The sequence below is a fragment of the Halomonas sp. G11 genome (genome assembly GCF_001663515.1).
Lineage (GTDB): Bacteria > Pseudomonadota > Gammaproteobacteria > Pseudomonadales > Halomonadaceae > Vreelandella.
The window spans coordinates 328,079-347,800 of record NZ_LYXG01000041.1 but is presented as its reverse complement, the minus strand read 5'-3'; the positions used below and the strand labels follow the sequence as shown (position 1 = coordinate 347,800).

General features: G+C 58.3%; 20 protein-coding genes. 10 read left to right on the top strand and 10 right to left on the bottom strand.

All coding sequences use genetic code 11. The features are described 5' to 3' along the window. Window positions 1-59: 59 nt before the first annotated feature. The gene (locus tag ADS46_RS16065; protein WP_066321688.1) at window positions 60-611 is read left to right on the top strand and encodes a lipocalin family protein; all 552 of its coding nucleotides are present in this window, start codon (window positions 60-62) and stop codon (window positions 609-611) included. On the opposite strand, the gene ADS46_RS16060 is transcribed toward ADS46_RS16065, so the two are convergent. Beyond that, window positions 608-1,528 carry a LysR family transcriptional regulator gene (locus tag ADS46_RS16060; RefSeq protein WP_066321686.1) on the bottom strand — a complete coding sequence of 307 codons (921 nt, stop codon included), beginning with the start codon at window positions 1,526-1,528 and terminating at the stop codon, window positions 608-610. The genes ADS46_RS16065 and ADS46_RS16060 overlap by 4 nt on opposite strands. A 172-nt stretch (window positions 1,529-1,700) precedes the next feature. On the opposite strand from ADS46_RS16060, the gene ADS46_RS16055 reads away from it, so the two are divergent. Both ADS46_RS16055 and ADS46_RS16050 read left to right on the top strand, forming a co-directional pair. Continuing rightward, window positions 1,701-2,777 (top strand): tartrate dehydrogenase, encoded by a 1,077-nt coding sequence (locus tag ADS46_RS16055; RefSeq protein WP_066321685.1) that lies wholly within the window; start codon window positions 1,701-1,703, stop codon window positions 2,775-2,777. 182 nt (window positions 2,778-2,959) lie between these two features. Then, window positions 2,960-3,988: an SMP-30/gluconolactonase/LRE family protein gene (locus ADS46_RS16050; RefSeq protein WP_066321684.1), complete on the top strand. Its 1,029-nt coding sequence runs from the start codon at window positions 2,960-2,962 to the stop codon at window positions 3,986-3,988. Between the two features lie 77 nt (window positions 3,989-4,065). Here the strand turns inward: ADS46_RS16050 and wrbA are convergent, their stop codons facing one another. After that, window positions 4,066-4,665 (bottom strand): NAD(P)H:quinone oxidoreductase, encoded by a 600-nt coding sequence (wrbA, locus tag ADS46_RS16045; RefSeq protein WP_066321683.1) that lies wholly within the window; start codon window positions 4,663-4,665, stop codon window positions 4,066-4,068. Between the two features lie 330 nt (window positions 4,666-4,995). On the opposite strand from wrbA, the gene ADS46_RS16040 reads away from it, so the two are divergent. The 6 genes from ADS46_RS16040 (at window position 4,996) to ADS46_RS16015 (ending at window position 10,238) form a co-directional block, all read left to right on the top strand. Further along, window positions 4,996-5,982, top strand: a complete 987-nt coding sequence (locus tag ADS46_RS16040) for a succinylglutamate desuccinylase (protein WP_066321681.1) — start codon at window positions 4,996-4,998, stop codon at window positions 5,980-5,982. Between the two features lie 191 nt (window positions 5,983-6,173). Further along, complete coding sequence (locus ADS46_RS16035) at window positions 6,174-6,944, top strand: ABC transporter ATP-binding protein (RefSeq protein ID WP_066321680.1); 771 nt, start codon at window positions 6,174-6,176, stop codon at window positions 6,942-6,944. Window positions 6,945-6,959: 15 nt separating this feature from the next. Then, a complete protein-coding gene (locus ADS46_RS16030; RefSeq protein WP_066321679.1) occupies window positions 6,960-7,664 on the top strand; it encodes an ABC transporter permease in 705 nt (234 codons plus the stop codon). Continuing rightward, window positions 7,664-8,395, top strand: coding sequence for an ABC transporter permease (locus tag ADS46_RS16025; RefSeq protein WP_066321678.1), 732 nt, complete (start codon window positions 7,664-7,666; stop codon window positions 8,393-8,395). Before ADS46_RS16030 ends, ADS46_RS16025 begins: the two co-directional genes overlap by 1 nt. Before the next feature lie 110 nt (window positions 8,396-8,505). After that, the gene (locus ADS46_RS16020) at window positions 8,506-9,273 is read left to right on the top strand and encodes a transporter substrate-binding domain-containing protein (protein WP_066321677.1); all 768 of its coding nucleotides are present in this window, start codon (window positions 8,506-8,508) and stop codon (window positions 9,271-9,273) included. A 185-nt stretch (window positions 9,274-9,458) separates the two neighbouring features. Further along, entirely contained in the window at window positions 9,459-10,238 is a 780-nt protein-coding gene (locus ADS46_RS16015) for a TraX family protein (RefSeq protein ID WP_066321673.1), read from the top strand. Here the strand turns inward: ADS46_RS16015 and ADS46_RS16010 are convergent. The 4 genes from ADS46_RS16010 to purE form a co-directional block, all read right to left on the bottom strand. Next, on the bottom strand, window positions 10,231-11,472 hold the full coding sequence (locus ADS46_RS16010) for a GGDEF domain-containing protein (RefSeq protein ID WP_066321672.1): 1,242 nt from the start codon (window positions 11,470-11,472) through the stop codon (window positions 10,231-10,233). The two genes, ADS46_RS16015 and ADS46_RS16010, sit on opposite strands and share 8 nt — an antisense overlap. Before the next feature lie 126 nt (window positions 11,473-11,598). After that, window positions 11,599-13,209 (bottom strand): sensor domain-containing diguanylate cyclase, encoded by a 1,611-nt coding sequence (locus tag ADS46_RS16005; RefSeq protein WP_066321671.1) that lies wholly within the window; start codon window positions 13,207-13,209, stop codon window positions 11,599-11,601. A gap of 158 nt (window positions 13,210-13,367) precedes the next feature. Next, complete coding sequence (locus tag ADS46_RS16000; protein ID WP_066321670.1) at window positions 13,368-14,507, bottom strand: 5-(carboxyamino)imidazole ribonucleotide synthase; 1,140 nt, start codon at window positions 14,505-14,507, stop codon at window positions 13,368-13,370. An 11-nt stretch (window positions 14,508-14,518) separates the two neighbouring features. Beyond that, window positions 14,519-15,034, bottom strand: coding sequence for a 5-(carboxyamino)imidazole ribonucleotide mutase (gene purE, locus ADS46_RS15995; protein WP_066321668.1), 516 nt, complete (start codon window positions 15,032-15,034; stop codon window positions 14,519-14,521). A gap of 210 nt (window positions 15,035-15,244) precedes the next feature. On the opposite strand from purE, the gene ADS46_RS15990 reads away from it, so the two are divergent. Then, the gene (locus tag ADS46_RS15990) at window positions 15,245-15,517 is read left to right on the top strand and encodes an XRE family transcriptional regulator (protein ID WP_066321667.1); all 273 of its coding nucleotides are present in this window, start codon (window positions 15,245-15,247) and stop codon (window positions 15,515-15,517) included. A gap of 97 nt (window positions 15,518-15,614) precedes the next feature. On the opposite strand, the gene chrA is transcribed toward ADS46_RS15990, so the two are convergent. From chrA to ADS46_RS15970, 4 genes are all read right to left on the bottom strand, one after another. Continuing rightward, entirely contained in the window at window positions 15,615-16,811 is a 1,197-nt protein-coding gene (gene chrA / locus ADS46_RS15985) for a chromate efflux transporter (protein ID WP_066321666.1), read from the bottom strand. A 74-nt stretch (window positions 16,812-16,885) separates the two neighbouring features. Then, complete coding sequence (gene ilvD / locus ADS46_RS15980) at window positions 16,886-18,571, bottom strand: dihydroxy-acid dehydratase (protein WP_066321665.1); 1,686 nt, start codon at window positions 18,569-18,571, stop codon at window positions 16,886-16,888. A gap of 103 nt (window positions 18,572-18,674) precedes the next feature. Continuing rightward, on the bottom strand, window positions 18,675-19,193 hold the full coding sequence (locus tag ADS46_RS15975; RefSeq protein ID WP_066321664.1) for an RES family NAD+ phosphorylase: 519 nt from the start codon (window positions 19,191-19,193) through the stop codon (window positions 18,675-18,677). Further along, entirely contained in the window at window positions 19,190-19,618 is a 429-nt protein-coding gene (locus ADS46_RS15970; protein WP_027338149.1) for a hypothetical protein, read from the bottom strand. The genes ADS46_RS15975 and ADS46_RS15970 overlap by 4 nt, the downstream gene beginning before the upstream one ends. Window positions 19,619-19,722 lie beyond the last annotated feature (104 nt).

Below are 19,722 nucleotides of genomic sequence, written 5' to 3'. Positions count from 1 at the left end.
TACTCATTGTTATTGGCGACGCCCGAATTAGCAAACGCCCGTCACCTCAGGAGCAGACAATGTTAAAACCATGGAAGGTGTTAAAACCATGGAAGGTCGTCCTCGGCAGTGCCGCCATTGCCGGTTGCACCGGCATCCCAGACGGTACTCAGCCTGTTACCGGCTTTGAGCTGGACCGCTACCTGGGCCAGTGGTATGAAATCGCCCGGCTGGATCATTCCTTCGAGGAAGGGCTTGAATGCGTGACGGCGACATACAGCCTTCGCGAGGATGGTGGCGTCAGAGTGATCAACCGCGGCTACAACCCGGAGGAACAGGCCTGGGACGAAGCCGAAGGGCGCGCTTACTTTATCGACGATGACGATATCGGCCGACTGAAAGTCAGCTTCTTTGGCCCCTTCTACGGCGGTTACAACATTCTGGCGCTGGATGATGACTACCAGTGGGCGCTGGTATCAGGCCCCAACCGTGATTACCTCTGGATTCTTTCGCGGACGCCGGACATGGACAGCGAGCTGGAAAACCGCCTGCGCGAGCGGGCGGCCGAGCTGGATTTCCCCACCGACGAACTGATTGATGTCGCCCATGGAGAAATATGCCCCGAGCGCTAAAGCGGCATGGCAGGCACGCGCATGGCCATTTCTTCCTGAAGGTAATCGATAAAGGCACTGATGCGCCTGGGTATATGACGACGATGCTCAAACAGCGCGTAGAAATCCGCGCGCACGCCTTGCCAGCCGGGTAACAACGGCACCAGCGCCCCACTGGCAAGGTGCTCGTTGACATCCCACCAGGAACGCAGCATCACCCCATGACCTTCGAGCGCCAGGCGGGTCACCACCTCGCCGTCATTACTGGCAAGTCGACCGCTGACTTTTACCGCTTGAACATCGGCTAGCGAACCACAGCGCTCGAACCTCCACAGTGGGAAATCGCTGTCGTTTTCACGAATGACCAGGCAGCTATGCTGCGCCAGATCGGCAGGCGTGGTTAACGCAGGCATCCGTTCAAGGTAGCGGGGTGATGCGCAAAGCACGCGACGATTGACCAGGATGCGCCGCGCCACCAGGCGGGAGTCCGGCGGTTCGCCGATGCGCACCCCCACATCAAAACCGTGATCGCTGAGATTCAGCGGAAAATTGGTCAATTCCAGCCAGCTCTCGATTGACGGGTTCTCGACACAAAAGCTGGACAGCAACGGCGCGACATGTCGCCTGCCAAAGCCAAAGGTGGCGTTTACCCGCAAACGCCCGCCGAGTGCCTGGCTGAACGAATCCCCGAGGCCATTTTCCAGTTCGTCGAGCTCTTCAAGAATCAGTCCCCCTCGGGCCAGATAGTGCTCACCCTCAGCCGTCAGTGTCAGGCGCCGCGTGGTTCGCGCCGCCAGCATCACGCCCAGCCGGGCTTCCAGCTGTTTTAACCGCTTGCTGACCGCCGAGAGCGAGAGCCCCAGCTCCCGCGCGGTAGCGGTCAAGCTACCGGCGCGCGCCAACTGCTGAAAAAAGGCCAAATCATCCAGGGGAGTCACTGATTCTTTACCTCAAGGCAACAATAGCTTGCATCATAGACTAATTATCTTCTTTGCTATAGGGACTACACTCACCTTACAACGACACGCTACCGCATCGTTCATTGTGCGTAGCTCATAGTAAATAGCTCATAGTAAATAGCTCATTGCGCCCACCTAAACAGGAGTCACCATGGCCCACCGTATTGCAGTGATTGCCGGCGACGGCATTGGCACCGAAGTCATGCCCGAAGGCATCCGTGCGCTGGAAGCTGCCGCCAAGCGTTTTAACATCCCGCTGGAATTCACCACCTTTGAGTTCGGCAGCTGCGACTACTATCTGGAACACGGCAGCATGCTGCCGGATGACTGGTTCGAGCAGTTGAAAGGCTTCGACGCCTTGTTTTATGGCGCAGTGGGCTGGCCCGACAAGGTGCCCGACCATATTTCCCTGTGGGGCTCGCTATTGCAGTTCCGTCGCCGCTTTGATCAGTACATCAACCTGCGCCCGTGCAAGCTGATGCCCGGCATCAAGAGCCCGCTGGCAGGCCGCGAGCCCGGCGATATCGATTTTTACGTCGTGCGCGAAAACACCGAGGGCGAGTACTCGAGCATCGGCGGCAAAATGTATGAAGGCACCGAGCGCGAAATCGTCCTTCAGGAAACGGTGATGAGCCGCACCGGCATTGACCGGGTCCTCAAGTACGCCTTCGACCTGGCGCAGACCCGCCCGCGTAAAAAGCTGACCTCAGCCACCAAGTCCAACGGCATCTCGATCACCATGCCCTACTGGGATGAGCGCGTGGCGGAGATGGCCCAAAGCTACCCAGAGATCGCCGTGGATAAATTCCATATCGATATCCTAACTGCCAACTTTGTGCTGCACCCGGACTGGTTCGACGTGGTGGTGGGCAGCAACCTGTTCGGCGATATTCTTTCCGATCTGGGCCCTGCCTGTACCGGCACTATCGGCATTGCGCCCTCGGCCAATATCAATCCGGAAGGCCATTTCCCCAGCCTGTTCGAGCCGGTCCACGGCAGCGCACCGGATATTGCCGGCAAGGGCATCGCCAACCCCATCGGTCAGATCTGGTCCGGCGCCATGATGCTCGAACACCTGGGTTATCAAGAAGCCGGGGAAGCAATGGTCACGGCCATTGAAGCCGTACTGAGTGACGGCAATAGCCAAGCGCTCACCCGCGATATCGGCGGACAAGGCAGCACGGAAAGCCTGGGCAAGGCCATTGCCGAGCGAATTGCCGCGCACTGACGTCGTCTTGATCACTCATTAGCGTAGGCCGACACTGACGTAGCGACTGGCTGCCCGAACAAGCCCAACCGGGCAGCCAATGTATGACGTCCAACTCTTTATGTTCTACATTTTCCTGAGAGCGAGTTAAGCCTGCTTCACTCGCTCATAACAAGTTCTCAAACAACAATCAGGACAATGCTATGAAACTCGGACGCCGTCAGTTTCTTTCGGCAACGGCCACCCTGGCCGCCGTCGGTACATCACCTCAGCTTTTTGCGTGGCAGTCCTCAAAAGGCCCTACCCCGGATCGATATCCCATCGACGCCTGGCAGGTCGAGGATCAACGCTTCAGTGATTACATGCTTTTCAATAGTCCTCTGGAGCGACACTGGAGCGGAGGGCTCTGGGCAGAGGGACCCGCCTGGAACGCCATCGGTCGCTATGTCGTGTTCAGCGATATACCCCGTGCCAAGCAGATGCGTTGGGACGAAGCCACGGGGCAGGTCAGCGTTCTCAGGGACAATGTCGGGCACTCCAACGGCAACACCTTCGATCATCAGGGTCGACTCATCGCTTGCGAACACTACCCCTCACGCGTTCTGCGCTACGAGTGGGATGGCAGCACAACGGTGCTTGCCGAACGCTTTCAAGGCAAGCCACTCAACGCCCCCAATGATGTCATTGCCCTACCGTCAGGAGGCGTGATTTTCACCGATCCCGGCTATGGTGCTCACTTCGACTACGAAGGGAAAAAACGCGAACTGGAGCTCGACACGGCGATCTATTACGTCGATGACAGCCTTGATGAGCCCATCATGCTGACCAATGACATTCATAAGCCAAACGGGATCGTCATGACACCGGATGGCGAGGGGTTCTACGCAAGTGACAGCGCGCCTACCCATTTCGACGAGCCCGCGCGCATCATCCGCTGGACGCTCGGCGAAGACGGCCGCAGCGTCAGCGATCGGCAAGTCATCGTGACCAGCGAAGACACGATTTTCGACGGCATGACGTGCGATGTAGATGGCAATATCTGGTCAAGTGCCAATGGTGGAGAAGGCATCGACGGCGTCGTGGTCTTCTCCCCGGAAGGCACCTTGCTCGGACGAGTCTTGTTGCCCGAAGTCTGCTCGAACGTGTGTTTTGCGGGTCAGGATCGAAACCGGCTATTCATGACCGCCAGCCAATCCGTCTACACCATCTACACGGCGGCACGCGGCGCCTAGCCATTGGCGATACCTGAACGAGAGAAGCCTCGCCGGATGATGCCGACGAGGCTTTCTTGTGCCACAGCTGCAAGCGATTAGCTGGCCAGTTTGGCCGCAATGCCTGCGACATGCTCACCCTGGAAGCGGGCAATTTTCAGTTCGCGCTCATCCGGCTGGCGAGAACCATCACCACCGGCAATGGTGGCGGCGCCATAGGGTGTACCGCCACTTACCTTGGAAATATCGAACTGCTCTTCGATACCATAGCCAATCGGCACGATCACCATGCCGTGATGGGCCAATGTGGTCCAGGTAGACGTGATGGTCATTTCATCGCCGCCGCCGGTGCCGGTAGAGGTAAACACGCTGGCCACCTTGCCGCGCAGCGCGCCATTCGCCCAGAGCCCGCCAGTCTGGTCGAAGAAGGTACGCATCTGACCGGCCATGTTGCCAAAGCGCGTGGGTGTACCAACGATGATGGCGTCGTAATCGGCAAGCTCTTGTGGCGTTGCTTCAGGCGTCGTGAAATCCTGCTTGCCACCGGCATTCTTGAAGGCGTCTTCCGGCATGGTTTCCGGCACGCGCTTGACGGTGACCTCGACACCATCGACGCGCTTGGCACCCTCGGCGACGGCCGCCGCCAGCGTGTCGATGTGGCCATACATGGAATAGTAAAGCACCAGTACTTTCGTCATTGCTCACTCCTTTGCGCTGCAATTGGTTATGTCTGAGTTCATAGACACAACATAACGCAGTAGCGCGTAGAAAAAAGCGAATGTTTTCGACCGCGGGCATCGATTTCATCGATTCTCGCTTGCGAGCGTTTGCCTTTGCGCTCTTTCATGATCCCACCGCGCTTTTTCATTCGAACGACGCCAAGGGTTGCCGGTCAAGCGGAAAATGGTGAAGGTAAGCCACGTTTATCAGCTTGTTGAACTGCCAATGACACAACGCACAATGACACAACACAATGTTACCAAGCGATGTTCTCTCGCTGACGCGAATATCCGTTACGGAGTCCTGGCATGCTAGGCGAGTGGCTGGACTGGACCCTCGACGAGCAGCGCGATACGCCCCGCAAAGGCAGTTTTGCCAGCGGTCGCTTCGACATCAGCGCCCCTGGTGTTCTTCGCCTGACGCCGCACTGTCAGCGCCCGGACGCTCACGCCTGTATCTTTTCAGCCGCCATTCACGGCAACGAAACCGCCCCCGTCGAGCTGTTGGGTGCCTGGCTGAGCGAACTGGAAGCCGGAACGCTAACGCTCGGTGCCCCGGTGCTGGTGATTCTTGGCAATATTCCCGCGCTCAAGGCCCAGCAGCGCTTTATCCACACCAACCTCAATCGACTCTTCGAGCGCGGGCTTTCTGCCAGTGGCGACGAGCCGGACCGGGCGCGCCAGCTGATGGCCGAGGTTGATGACTTTTTCAGCGACAACGCTGCATTACCCAAGCTCCACTACGATCTGCACACGGCGATTCGCGCCAGTCTCTACCCGCGCTTTGTCGTGGAGCCCTATGGGGATAGCGACACACACAGCGAACAGTGGCAGTGGCTGGCCGCTGCCGATATGCAGGCCGTGTTGCACCAGCACCAACATAGCTGGACATTCTCCCACTACAGCAAGCATTATCACGGCGCTCAATCGTTTACCTTCGAGCTGGGCCGGGTAGCCCCTTTCGGGCAGAACGACATGGCGTCGCTAACGCCGATGCAGGCCCTGCTGGGTCGGCTCAGCGAAGGCACTACACCGGCGAAAAGTGACATTGAAACGGTGACGTTTTTCCGCGTACGGCATGAGTTGATGCGCCACGGCGACCATTTCACGCTGTGCTTCGACGATGACACCCCCAATTTCACCCGTTTTGCGCCTGGAACCTGCCTGGCCAACGACAGCCAAACCGGTGAATATCGGGTGGGCGATACCCCGCTCCACGTGGTATTTCCCAATGCCAATGTCGAAATTGGCGCGCGCGCCGCACTTTTGGTGGTTCCCTGCGCACCACCCACATGATTAAGGGATGACAACAACAATCCACTGGCGATGATCACCCGCTTGGCGTTGTCTACGACTAACGTTGAGCCATTAAAAACACCAGGAGAGCGTGCATCCGCCGTTTAGCCTGATAGAATCGCCCCTTTTTTCGCGCCAGCCGCCACCAACATTCACTGTTGCCGCGGCAACTCAGTATTGGAGCCAAGCACATGGCCGCTACGCCTATTCCTCTTGAAGTGCGACATATAAAAAAACGCTTCGGCGATACGGAAGTTCTGAAAGGCCTTTCCCTACAGGCCCATAAAGGGGATGTCATCACCCTTATCGGGGCATCGGGGTCGGGCAAAAGCACCTTCCTGCGCTGCATGAACCTGCTTGAACAGCCTGACGAAGGCGACCTTTACGTGCACGGCGAACAAATCCGCTTCAAGAACACCCGCCGTGGCCGCGAGCCCGCCGACTGGAAACAGGTGGTGCAGATGCGCGCCAAGCTGTCGATGGTGTTTCAAAGCTTTAATTTGTGGGCCCACATGACGCTGCTCGAAAACATCATCGAGGCGCCGATCCATGTACTGGGCAAACCCAAGAAGGAAGCCATCGAGCATGCCCATGCGCTTCTCGAAAGGGTCGGACTGACGGCCCGCGCCAATGCCTACCCGGCGCAGATGTCGGGTGGCCAGCAGCAGCGTGGCGCCATTGCCCGTGCGCTGGCCATGGACCCGGAGGTCATGCTGTTCGATGAACCTACCTCGGCGCTGGACCCCGAACTGGTAGGCGACGTCCTCAAGGTCATGCACGGCCTGGCCGAAGAAGGCCGCACCATGGTGGTGGTCACCCACGAAATGAGCTTCGCCCGGGACGTCTCCAGCCAGGTGATTTACCTCCACGAAGGCATGGTGGAAGAAGCGGGGCCGCCTGAAGAGCTGATCGGCAACCCACAATCTCCCCGCCTGCAGCAGTTCCTGGCCCCTAAATACTGATTCGCGAGGCATACTATGCTTGATCTTCATGGTTACGGCCCGCGCTTGCTGGAAGGCGCCGGCGTAACGTTGCAGCTAGCGTTGTTATCACTGCTTCTCGCCGTGGTACTCGGGCTTATCACTGCCAGCGCGAAGATGTCGCGCAGTTGGCTTGCTCACCGTATCGCGACGCTCTACACCACCGTTATCCGCGGCGTTCCCGACCTGGTGCTGATGATGCTGCTGTTTTTCGGCGGACAAATCGGCGTCAACATGATCACCGACTGGCTCTATTATCAATTCGATATCGATATTTTTATTAATATCAATGAGTTTGTTGCGGGCGTGGTGACCATCGGGCTGATTTTCGGTGCCTACATGGGCGAAACCTTCCGCGGCGCCTTCATGGCGGTGGATCACGGCCAGATCGAAGCCGGCAAGGCCTATGGCATGAGCAATTCACTGGTATTCCGGCGCATCCGCTTCCCGCAAATGATGCGCCACGCTCTGCCCGGCCTGTCCAACAACTGGATGGTATTGCTCAAGACCACCGCGCTGGTCTCGGTCATCGGGCTTTCCGACATGGTCCGAGTGGCGTCCGAGGCCTCCAAGGCCACCCGTGAGCCGTTCACCTTCATGATTGTGGTGGCGCTCATTTACCTGTTGATCGCCAGCGTCTCGGAGTGGATATTTGTCCGCCTGCAAAAGCGCTATGATATCGGGTACGGGGAGGCAGACTAATGGAATCCCTACTTACCTGGCTGGAAACCCAGCTCGCCGATAACAGCATTTTCACCCTGCAAACGCTGGCCCACTACGGCGAAGGCCTGACGACCACCGTCCAACTCGTCTTTCTCTCGCTGGTTATCGGGCTTATTGCGGCGGTGCCACTCGCCATTGGTCGCGGCTCCAGGCATGCCTGGATCAAATGGCCCATCTTTGCTTACACCTATGTCTTTCGCGGTACCCCGCTGCTCATCCAGCTCTACCTGATTTATTACGGCGTGGTGTTCGTCGACGGCATTCAGGAGACCTGGCTGTGGGTCATTCTGGAAGACCCTTTTGTACCGACACTGATTGCCTTCACGCTCAATACCGCTGCCTACACGACCGAAATTTTTCGAGGCGCCATCAAGTCCACCTCGAAAGGCGAAATCGAGGCTGCGCGGGCTTACGGTATGTCGCCCGGCTTGACCATGCGTCGCATCATCATTCCCAGTGCCTTCCGCCGCGCCCTGCCCGCCTATGGCAATGAAGTGATTTTCATGCTTCACGCCAGCGCGATCGCCAGCGTGGTCACCATCATGGACCTGACCGGTGCGGCACGCTTTGTCTATGCCCGTTACTATGCGCCCTTCGAGGCCTTTTTATTCGTCGCGGCCATTTATCTGTGCCTGACCTTTGCGATTCTGTATTTCTTCCGCCATCTGGAGAAAAAACTGCTGGCCCATCTACAACCCCAAACAGGCTAGTGTGAAACAAACGTTGGTTCATACGTCGACAAAACATTGTTGTCGGCGCTAAGCTGACGAAGGTTATGTTCCTCACCATACGGTGAATTGCGTCCATCAGGAGACTCATAATGAAAAAAGTCCTAACTCTTTCACTACTTGGCTTGGCGATTGCCGCGTCCAGTGCCCAGGCACAGGATTACGAAGAAGTGCGCATCGGCGTGGATGTTCCCTACGAGCCAATGGAATACCGCACACCTGACGGCGACCTCACTGGCTTCGATATTGATCTGGGCAACGCCCTTTGCGAAGAAATCGGCGTTAGCTGCGAATGGGTCGTTCAAGGCTGGGACGGCATCATTCCGGGCCTGCTGTCACGTAAATACGATGCCATCATGTCGTCCATGACCATCAACGATGACCGTCGTGAGCAGGTACTGTTCTCCGACCCTTACATCACACCGCCGTCCGCCTGGTTTGCGCCTGAAGGTACCGAGCTTGAAAGCATCAGCGAGGAAGCGCTGACCGGCATGACCATCGGCGTGCAGCGCGGCACCCTGCAGGATAACTACGTCACCGACATGTACGGCGATATAGCGGATATCAACCGCTACGCAACCGCCGACGACATGGTACTGGACATGGAATCCGAGCGTCTGGATATCCTGTTCCTCGACTTCCCGGTGGGCAAATCCACCCTGCTGGAAAGTGAAGAAGGCGACTACATCGTTGTCGGCGAGATGCTGACCGAGCCGAAAGAATACTTTGGCGACGGTTTCGGTATTGCCTTCCGCCAGCGCGATGAAGCCCTCGCCGAGCAGTTCAACGACGCCCTTGAAACCCTTCGTGACAACGGCACCTACGACGAAATCTACGCACGTTACTTCGACGCAGAGTAAGCAACCTCCCCTCCCCAGGCTGCTGGGGAGGGGCGTCTACTTTCAGCAACATCTTGCCTCTCCAGCCTCCTACCGACATTCATTTAGCCCTAAATGAACCGACGCCTTATCTATCGGTCTTTGCATTAGCAGCATTTACCCCATTATTGCTAAATCCAACTTGGCGTCATTCACAGGGAGGTACTATGGCGGTTTCAGCGAGACCCTCGTCACACTGGACGGGCTGGGCGCAATGGCTCGCCCTGCTCACCATGACGCTGGACCATGTATCGCGCTATGTAGTCCCGGATGGCTGGGGGTTTGATTGGGTGGGATCATCCGTTGGCCGCATTGCCTTCCCACTGTTTGCCGCGATGGTCGCCTGGCACGGCCTTTTCAATACGCGTAATCCGATGCGTTACGCCCGGCGCATGCTGATTATCGGCATGATCGCGCAACTGCCTTACATGCTGATGCCGCGTGAATCCGACGCCTTCATCCTCAACATCTGCTTTACGCTGGCTACCGGCCTCGCGCTGGGGTCACTGGTACGGCTGGGGTGGCAGCACTATCAGCAGGAAAGCATTCACTTTGGCTGGCTGCTGGGCGGTGCCGCGGCAGGGGTTACTCTATGGTATCTACTCGGCTTTTGGGTCGAATATAGCCACTACGGATTGCTTTTGATTCCCTTGTTGATGTTTGCCATGCAGGCGTTGAACGACGCCGAGGGTGATTTTTCAGCGCGGCTCTGGTCAGGGCTGGCGGCCTTTCCGGCCTTGTGGATAGCGGGCCAGATGAATGCTTCCGACATGGCCAAGTCGTTTACGGTAGGCACCTGTATTGTCGTACTGGTGATCGCCGCAGGCGCCGCACAGCGCATCCCCACCCTTCAGTGGACCATGCCCAGGCGCTTATGGCTGGCCTGGTACCCCGGTCATTTCGCTTTGATCGCGCTGTGGCTGCTGGTCAGTGGTCAGCTCAGCTAGTCGAATCGTCTGTGGGCGAACGGAACCGGGCCAGTTTTTTGGCTTCCTCCAGCATCCACGGCTGATAGCGTCGACGCTGCGCGCGGCCTCCCATTTTGGCTTGGTACATGGCCAGGTCGGCTTCTTTCAATAACTCGTCATGCTGACAACCACAAGCTTGAAAGCAGGTATAACCAATACTTGGCGTTACATCTACCCAATGGTTATCTAGTCTGTAAGCGCCCGAAAGCGCATGCTGTATCTCCTGCATATAAGCTTCAGACCAGTCGTCCAGCGCCTTTGCCGTGGGGGTATTGGTCAACGCCAGCAGTACGAATTCATCACCGCTGAGTCGAGCGGCCATGTCGCCTTCGTGTAAACACCCCTCCAGACGGCGCGCCACCTGGATCAGCAAATCGTCACCGGCAGCGTGGCCAAGCGTATCGTTGATCAGTTTGAAACGGTCCAGATCCATGAACAGCAGCAGGCCACTGGCGGACTTTTCATCGGTGCAAAGCGTCTCAAGCCGCTCGATGAACATGCGCCGGTTTGGCAGGTCGGTCAATGCATCGTAGTAGGCCTGGTGGTAAATCGTCGCTTCGCGGGCAGCCATGCTGACCCGGAGTGAAATATTGTCGTGAATGATCAGCCCCAGGCGCCGACTGGTGACAATCAACAGTCCTAAAAGCACCGTCATTATGATGCCCATCATGGTATGGGTAGGCACCTCGGACGTCACGAACCTCCATTGCAGAGGCAGGGCAATCGGCAATATGAATAAGAGTACTATCCACCAAATAGCCGAAATCATGGTCACGCAGCCCGCCGCAACACCCGTCAGGATAATCGCCAGCGCTGCGACATATTCAGGATGCTCCGGGGAAAACATAAGCGCACCGGCAGTTCCCCAAACGCATCCGGCTACAAAGACGGTGGACGCGAATCCGAATATCCATTTCGGGTGCGCTTGCGATGATGCGTCGGACTGCAGAAACAGGGAAGCCAGACGCAAGCGAACCAAGGAGATGGCGATAATGGCCACGAGCCAGCTGATTAAAACGGCGGGGGCGACGACCTCCCACATAATGCTGACTAACAGCACTGCCCCTAGAATACCGGCGTAGACGGGCTGCCACAGATTGCTGTAGAGGATGCGCACTTTTTCGCTGGTGAGGGCCCAGTCCTTATCGGGATCTTCACCCTCAAACCGGCGGCGCAGCCCCGCCAGGATCGCCGCACTAGACAACTGTGGCATTTAAAAATGTCCCCTACATTGCCGACTTGGCTATCGAGCCTATGTTATCAATCGGCCACCCTCTCCTTTTTAAGGGATTTGTGAATGCTTGGCGATAAAAACTAGTGTCTGAATTCAACGGGCCATTCAACTCGTCGATTCGCCAGCAGGCGCTTGGGAACTGGCCAGCCGTTGCACTTCATCCAGCATCCAGGGCTGATAGCGTCGGCGTTGCGCGCGCCCTTCCGTCTTGGCTTGGTACATGGCCAGGTCGGCCTCTTTCAGCAACTCACCATGGTCGCAGCCGCTGGCCTGGAAGCAGGTGTAACCCATGCTCGGTGTCACCTCTACCGAGTGGCTTTCCAACCGATAAGGCGCTGACAGGGCTAACTGGACGGCCTGCATATAGTCTTCAGCCCAGTCATCCAGCGCCTTGGGCATGGTGGTATTGGTCAAGGCCAAGAGCACGAACTCATCGCCGCTCAGCCGTGCGGCCATGTCGCCTTCGTGTAGACATCCCTCCAGGCGGCGTGCCACCTGGATCAGCAAGTCGTCACCGGCAGCGTGACCCAGGGTATCGTTGATCAGTTTGAAACGGTCCAGGTCCATGAACAGCAGCAGCCCGCTGGCATACTGATCATCAGCGCATAGCGTTTCCAGGCGTTCAATAAACATGCGCCGATTGGGCAGATCGGTCAGCGCATCGTAGTAGGCCTGGCGGTAAATAATCGCCTCGTGCTGCTTGCGCTCGGTGAAGTCTTCGATCATGGCCACCCCACCGACCATTTCCTGGCGAGTACTATGCACCCCGTTGAAAAAGGCGCGCAGCGGCGTGCCTGCAGAGGCGTTGGGGAGTTGATAAGTCCCCTCGTAGTAGCCGGTGCCCTGGCTCAAGGCGTCGCTGACTGCCCGGGCAACCGCTTTATCCGCACTTGGCGCCAGCATGCAGTAACCAATCAGTTGACCACGCTCAACGCCAAGAATCTCCAGTAGCTTGCCGTTACAGTCGGTAATGGTGCCCTGATCGTCGAAGTGCAGCACGCCAAGCGGCGACTGATCAAAAATCGACCGGTAGCGGTCTTCGCTTTCCATCAACTGCGCCTCGCGGGACGCCATGTTGACGCGCAGCGAAATATTATCGTGGATGATGCGGCTTAAACGGCGGCTGGTCACGACGATCAGCCCCAGGAACAGCGTCAGCATCGAGCCAATCAGTAACGACAGCGACGACCCAAGCAGCAAAAACTGCAGCATCAACGGCAGCATGATAGGCAAAACAAACCCCAGCGCTACCCACCAGATAGCTGAAAGCGTCGTCACCCCACCCGCAGAGATACCGGCCACTACAATGGAAAGCGCCGCCACCTGGCCAGGGTGGTCGCCGGTGAACAGTGCAAAGCTGCCCAGGCCCCATACGACACCCGCGGAGATGGCGCCCATGCTAAACCATCGCAGCCAACGCTGGCGCCGCTGCTCCAAGGCCGGTAAGCGCTGAAAGCGATAGGCCAGGCTCAGACGAAAGCCCGAGACCGCGACTAACAGTGCCAGCCAGCCGATTAATTTCCAGTGCGCCACGACCGGCCAGAGCGCAGCCACCAGCAATATCCCAGCCAGCACGCTGGCAAGCACAGGCGACCACAAGTTGTCATATAACAAGCGCACTTTTTCGCTGCGCAGGCTTTTCAATGTGACATGGTGGTCACGCTTAAAACGGCTTCGCAGACCTGACGCGATAGCCGCATTAAAAGGCTGTGGCATTACAAAATCCCTTGAAAATTGCCGAGCTGGCTTGCCTGCCAGTCTTATTGCCTAATCAGTCTCACCCTTTTTAGCCGATTTTCTAGTGCTTTGCGACTGAAGTTAGCGATTGGCGCGTTTGCGCATAAAAAAGCCGCCTTGAAAGGCGGCGATTCGGCTTAAAGAGTTGATTCAAAACTCCACGAGACAGGCGGCGCCCCCGGCAACAGGGCCTGACAGGCACGCACTTTTTCAAGCAGCTCGGCGTGGGTATCCGCCACTATATTGAGATGCGCCAGCTTACGCCCGGCCCGCTCGGTCTTGTCGTAACGGTGCAGATGGGTGTTAGACAACGCCAGCAAAGCCGAGCTATCGCCCTCCTGTCCGATGACGTTGATCATGCAGGTAGGCGCAATCGCCTCAGGGCTGCCCAAGGGCAGGCCCTGCACCGCGCGCAGGTGGTTTTCAAACTGGCTGGTCACTGCACCGTTCATGGTCCAGTGGCCCGAGTTATGCACCCGTGGGGCCATTTCATTGGCCAGCAGGCTGCCATCGCGAGCCTGGAAGAGCTCCAGCGCCAGCACACCCACATAGTCCAGCTCATCCAGCAACGAACGAATGTAGCGGTCAGCGGTTTGCTGAACGCTATCGTCGATGTCCGGCAGCGGCGCGACCGAGTAGCGCAGAATGCCATCCACATGCTGGTTTTCCGCCATGGGGTAGAACACCACCTCGCCATCCCGGCCACGCACGGCAATGATCGACACTTCACGAACGAAGTCGACAAAGGCTTCGACAATCAGTTGGCGGTGGCCGATATCGCGCCAGGCGTCACCCGCCTGTTCGGGCTGTTTGAGCACCGCCTGGCCTTTACCGTCGTAGCCTTCAGTGACGGACTTCGCCACCACCGGGCAGCCCAGCTCACGGGCGGCGGCTTCAAGCTGCTCGGCACTCTCGACGATGCGGTAAGCGGGCGTGGGAATCCCCAAGTGGTCAAACAGCGCCTTCTCTTCCACCCGGTTCTGGCATACTTCGATGGCGCGGCTGCTGGGGTACACCGGCTTGTGCTGTTCAATGTCGCGCACCAGTTGAACCGGCAGGTGCTCGAATTCGTAGGTCACCACGTCGACCTTTTCAAGAAATGCCGCCAGGTGCTGATTGTCAGGGTCGACGATCACCTCGCCGATGCCCGCGCTGGGGTTGCCCGTGGTATCCAGGAAGGTGAAGCGATTGCCCAGCGGGTAGCCCCCCAGCGCCAGCATGCGGCCTAATTGGCCTGCGCCCAGTACACCGATATTACTTGGAATGGTAGACGTCATCGCAGGCCTCCTTATTCGGCTTCCGGGTCGGGGCGTGGGTCCGGGTTATCGAGCACTTTCTGGGTCTGTTCGGCGCGGAACGCTTCCACCGCATTGCGCACCTCGGTGTCCTGCAAGCCGACGATCTGTGCCGCGAGCAACCCTGCATTGGTCGCGCCCGCCTTCCCAATCGCCAGGGTACCGACCGCAATGCCGCCCGGCATCTGCGCAATCGAGAGCAGCGAATCCAGACCTTTCAGCGACTTGGATTCTACCGGCACGCCCAGTACCGGCAGCGGCGTTTGCGAGGCCACCATGCCCGGCAGATGAGCCGCGCCGCCCGCGCCCGCCACAATGACTTGCAGGCCGCGCTCGGCAGCGCCCTTGGCATAGTCGAACAGCAGATCAGGTGTACGGTGCGCCGACACGACGCGGGTTTCATAGGCCACGCCCAAACGCTCCAGCATGGAGACGGCGTGTTCCATGACCGGCCAATCCGATTTGGACCCCATAATCACACCCACTTTGGGTGCGCTGTTCGATGACATGCCATCACTCCCCGGCCCGTGGCCTTATCAATACGCTCAATATACCCTGCCTCATGCAAGAGGACAGGCGAAAAATTAAGGGGTTAGTCTACCAGAGCCAGGCCCTTTGCGGGGGGCCTTGCGTACCATGAAATTTTCCTCAAAAAAGGTATTGAAATGCCCCTCGGTTGGCGGCATTGTGTCCTTGTCATTTCAGACTGATGGAGCCTCATGAGTACGGCACGCTCAACTGCCCACGCGGATCTGCACGACCCTCCGCGAAGCAGCCCTGACCTCGATGTCAGGGAACTCGAAAGACGTACGCGCTTGATGCGTATTATCACGCGCCTGATTGCGGTATCAGACATGGGAAGCCGTGAAATCGCCCGCCGAGCGGGGTTACCCGTTCAGAAGGTCAGCGACCTGCTCGCTGGAAAGCTTGAGCACCTTAACGTGGATGAGCTCCACGTTTTGCGTCGCACCCTGGAAGTGGAGGTGCCATAGCGAATAGATCCTTTACCTCTCCTATCGGATTACTTTTTATCGCTATCACCGGCCGCCCTTGCAGCGGCCGTTTTTATGTCCGCTTCATGCAACAGTATCAGGGCGCAATCAACACACCGCCGAATGCCACCACGATCACTACCGCCCAGGCAGGAAGCTTCCAGACGGTTAACAGCAGAAAGCCGGTAAGCGCCAGCGCAAACTCGGGAGCGCCAACAATCGCACTCGTCCATACCGGATCATAAAGCGCCGCACCCAATATCCCGACCACGGCCGCATTGGCACCACGCATCAGCGCCTGCGCCCACTGCCACTGACGAAAGTGATTCCAGAACGGCAGTACGCCCACCAACAGCAAGAACCCCGGCAGGAAAATCGCCAGCAGCGCAAGCGTCGCGGTCAGCAAGCTACCGCCTGACGGTATCAGCGCGCCCAGGTAGGCCGAAAAGGTAAACAGCGGCCCCGGAATCGCCTGAGCCGCCCCGTAGCCGGTCAAAAATTCGTCGGCGGAAACCCAGCCCGACTGCACCACCTCGGCTTCAAGTAGCGGCAACACTACGTGACCACCGCCGAACACCAGCGCGCCTGAGCGGTAAAAGGCATCGGTGATATCCAGCCAGGCCGCCATGCCCGCCAGCAGGGGCAGCAATACCAGCAGCCCGCCAAACAGCACGAGGGCGATGATGCCGACTTGGCGCGACACCGGGAAATGCAGCGGCTCACTCTCAGCGGTCGCGGCCACACCGCGGCACAGCAACAGCCCGGCGATGCCACCCAACACAATGGCGCCCACCTGCCCCAGCGGCCCGCTGATGGCCACCACGGCAAACACGGCGACCAGCGCAATACCCGCACGGGTACGGTCCGGGCAGAGATTGCGCGCCATACCCCACACCGCATGGGCAACAATGGCCACGGCGACGACCTTCAAGCCATGAATAATACCGCTGGCAATCGGCCCCTCCAGCACCGCAGCGCCAAAGGCAAACAGCACCAGCACAATGGCCGACGGCAGGGTAAACGCCAGCCAGGCCATGGCCGCACCCCAGGGGCCCGCCCGCATCAGCCCCAAGGCGAAGCCCACCTGGCTGCTGGCCGGGCCGGGTAGAAACTGACACAGCGCCACCAGATCCGCGTAGGCGCTTTCCGTCAGCCACTTCCGGCGCGCGACAAACTCGGTGCGGAAGTAACCCAGATGCGCCACCGGCCCCCCAAAGGAGGTGAGCCCGAGCAGCAGAAACGCCTTGAAGACCTCGCTGACCCGTGACGTCTTGGAGTTCGCTTGCGTCGTCATTGAAACGTTTCCTTTACGCCAATAAAAACGCCAGGTTATCCCTGGCGTTTGACAAGCAGATGACAGCGCTAGGCTTACTCTTCGTTGTCGGTGACCGCGCCTGTGCTCGCGGAGCTGACCAGTCGCGCGTACTTGGCCAGCACGCCACGGCGGTAACGCGGTGTCGGCTGGCGCCAGGCGGCACGGCGGCGAATCATCTCATCATCGGAGATCGCTACCTCGATAGTATCGGCCACTGCGTCGATGGTGATGGTGTCGCCATCTTCCACCAGCGCCAACGGACCACCCTCGAACGCCTCGGGGGACACGTGGCCCACCACGAAACCGTGGCTGCCGCCGGAGAAGCGGCCGTCGGTAATCAACGCCACGTCGCTGCCCAGCCCACGGCCCATGATGGCCGACGTCGGCGTGAGCATTTCACGCATGCCGGGGCCGCCCTTGGGGCCTTCGTAGCGAATCACTATCACGTCCCCGGCGACCACGGTGCCGTCGTTGATCCGCGCCTGGGCTTCTTCCTCGGAGCCGAATACCCGCGCCGAGCCGCTGAACCGCGTGCCTTCCTTGCCGGTAATCTTGGCCACCGCGCCTTCCGGCGCCAGGTTGCCATGGAGAATACGCAGATGGCTTTCGGCCTTGATGGGGTTACCCAGCGGCGCGATGATTTTCTGGTCCAGCGGGTACGGCTCAACGTCGGCGAGGTTTTCCGCCAACGTCTTGCCAGTGACTGTCAGACAGTCACCGTGCAGCAGGCCTGCGTCGAGCAGGATCTTCATCAGCGGCTGAATACCGCCAATCGCCACCAGCTCGCTCATCATGTAATGGCCGCTGGGGCGCAGGTCGGCGACGACCGGCACGCGCTTGCCGATCTCGGTGAAGTCCTTGAGCGACAGTTCAACGCCAATGGTGCGCGCCATGGCAATCAAGTGCAGTACCGCGTTGGTCGAGCCGCCCAGGGCAATGACCACGGTCACGGCGTTTTCAAACGCCTCGCGGGTCATGATGTCGGAAGGCTTGATATCGTTGGCCAGCAGCGCCAGCACGGCTTCGCCCGCCGCCTCACAGTCGTCGCGCTTGTCCCGGGAAATGGCGTTCTGGGCCGAGCTGCCTGGCAGGCTCATGCCCAGGGCTTCAATCGCCGAGGCCATAGTGTTGGCGGTGTACATGCCGCCACAGGACCCCGGGCCGGGAATCGCCGTTTCCTCGATGTTCTTGAGCTCGATCAGGTCGATATCGCCGCGGGAGTGGGCGCCCATGGCCTCGAAGACCGAGACGATATCGGTATGCCCTTCGCCGGGCATGATGGTGCCACCATAGACAAACACGCTGGGGCGATTGAGCCGCGCCAGGCCCATCACGCAGCCGGGCATGTTCTTGTCGCAGCCGCCAATCGCCACCAGGCCGTCAAAGCCTTCGCAGCCCGCCACGGTCTCGATGGAATCGGCGATCACCTCGCGGGACACCAGCGAGTACTTCATGCCCTCGGTACCGTTGGCGATGCCATCGGAAATGGTGATGGTGTTGAAGATCACACCCTTGCCACCCGCCGCGTCCGCGCCGTCGCGGGCATGTTCAGCCAGCTCGCCAATGTGGCTGTTGCAGGGGGTCACCATGCTCCAGGTCGAGGCAACGCCGACCTGGGGCTTTTTGAAATCGTCGTCGTTAAAACCCACCGCGCGCAGCATGGCGCGGCTGGCGGCTTTACCTGGGCCATCGACCACGGCGGAAGAATGACGGCGGGAATTTTGTGATGACTCGGTCATGGGGATAGATCTCTCAGCTTTGTTCACGGTATCGGCATAGCTTGGCGATGCCATCACTTTCGCGCAAGGCTAAAAAGGACATAAGTTCATTATCCTATGCCCATTATTGCCAGGAGCGAGCATCATGAGGCAGATCACCGCGCGGATCGTAGGCTTCTAATACATCACTTTCTGCCAGATTATCGGTATAGAGCACAAGGTTCATACCTGACGGGTTTGCTAAAGAAGGAAACAGAACGCCTTTCGCCCCTTGTGCTAACGCCATATCGCCTAATAGCCAGCAAGGTGGCTCAATAAGTTCATCGAACCAAAGCTTGCGCCAGTCGCAATAAAGTTCCTGCCAGAGTGAATCCCATTGCATGCCATAACCGTTACGAAAATCGACAAGCTGAGTAACGCTTATTGTATAGCTGACGATTAGGCCTGGCGGCATCAAGGCAGACAGCTGTTTGTACTCGGCCAATGCTGTTTGATCATCAAGCGCTAAGTACAAAGCAGCCACGCCGGGGCGGTTTAATCGACCGCCATGCTCTCTCGCTCCAGCGCCGCTAGTGGGTGAGAATGCCCATTTCGGTACATGCACTCGATAAGCCTGAGTATTTAACTCTGGCAGTACAATCATCCCACCACACCCGCTTGCAGCGCTTTGACATAACGAAGAAGGTCATCGGCGCGGCCTTCGCTCACTAATTGCTCAGGCGTTTTATAATCAAAGGCACCGATAGGCTCATTGCGAAACCAAAACAATGCATCGTGGAAGTCGCCATTAATATCAGCCGCCGCACCTAATACCCGAAGTGCATCACGCAGAAAGCGTTGGAGCTTCTCCGCGCCCTGCGCCCTGGAGATAGTAGTGCGATGCACGTGCGCGTGACTGGCCAACGTTTGAATATCCATGCTCAGCGCGCTGGCAAACAGCTTAGGATTGATGAGCGGCTGGCGCTCTTCTCGAGCGACGCCTTTCAAGTCAGCAAGAAATCGCGCGAAGGAGTCTGGTGCTTGATAGCCCATCGGTTCGCTATGTGATTCTTCTATTGCCGTCGCCATGACAAGCCTCCTGCTGCGCTTATGCAACCAAAAAACAACATATATTCATCATAGCAGTTAAAAACCAAGATGCTAACGCATTGAGCTTTGGACAACCACTTATG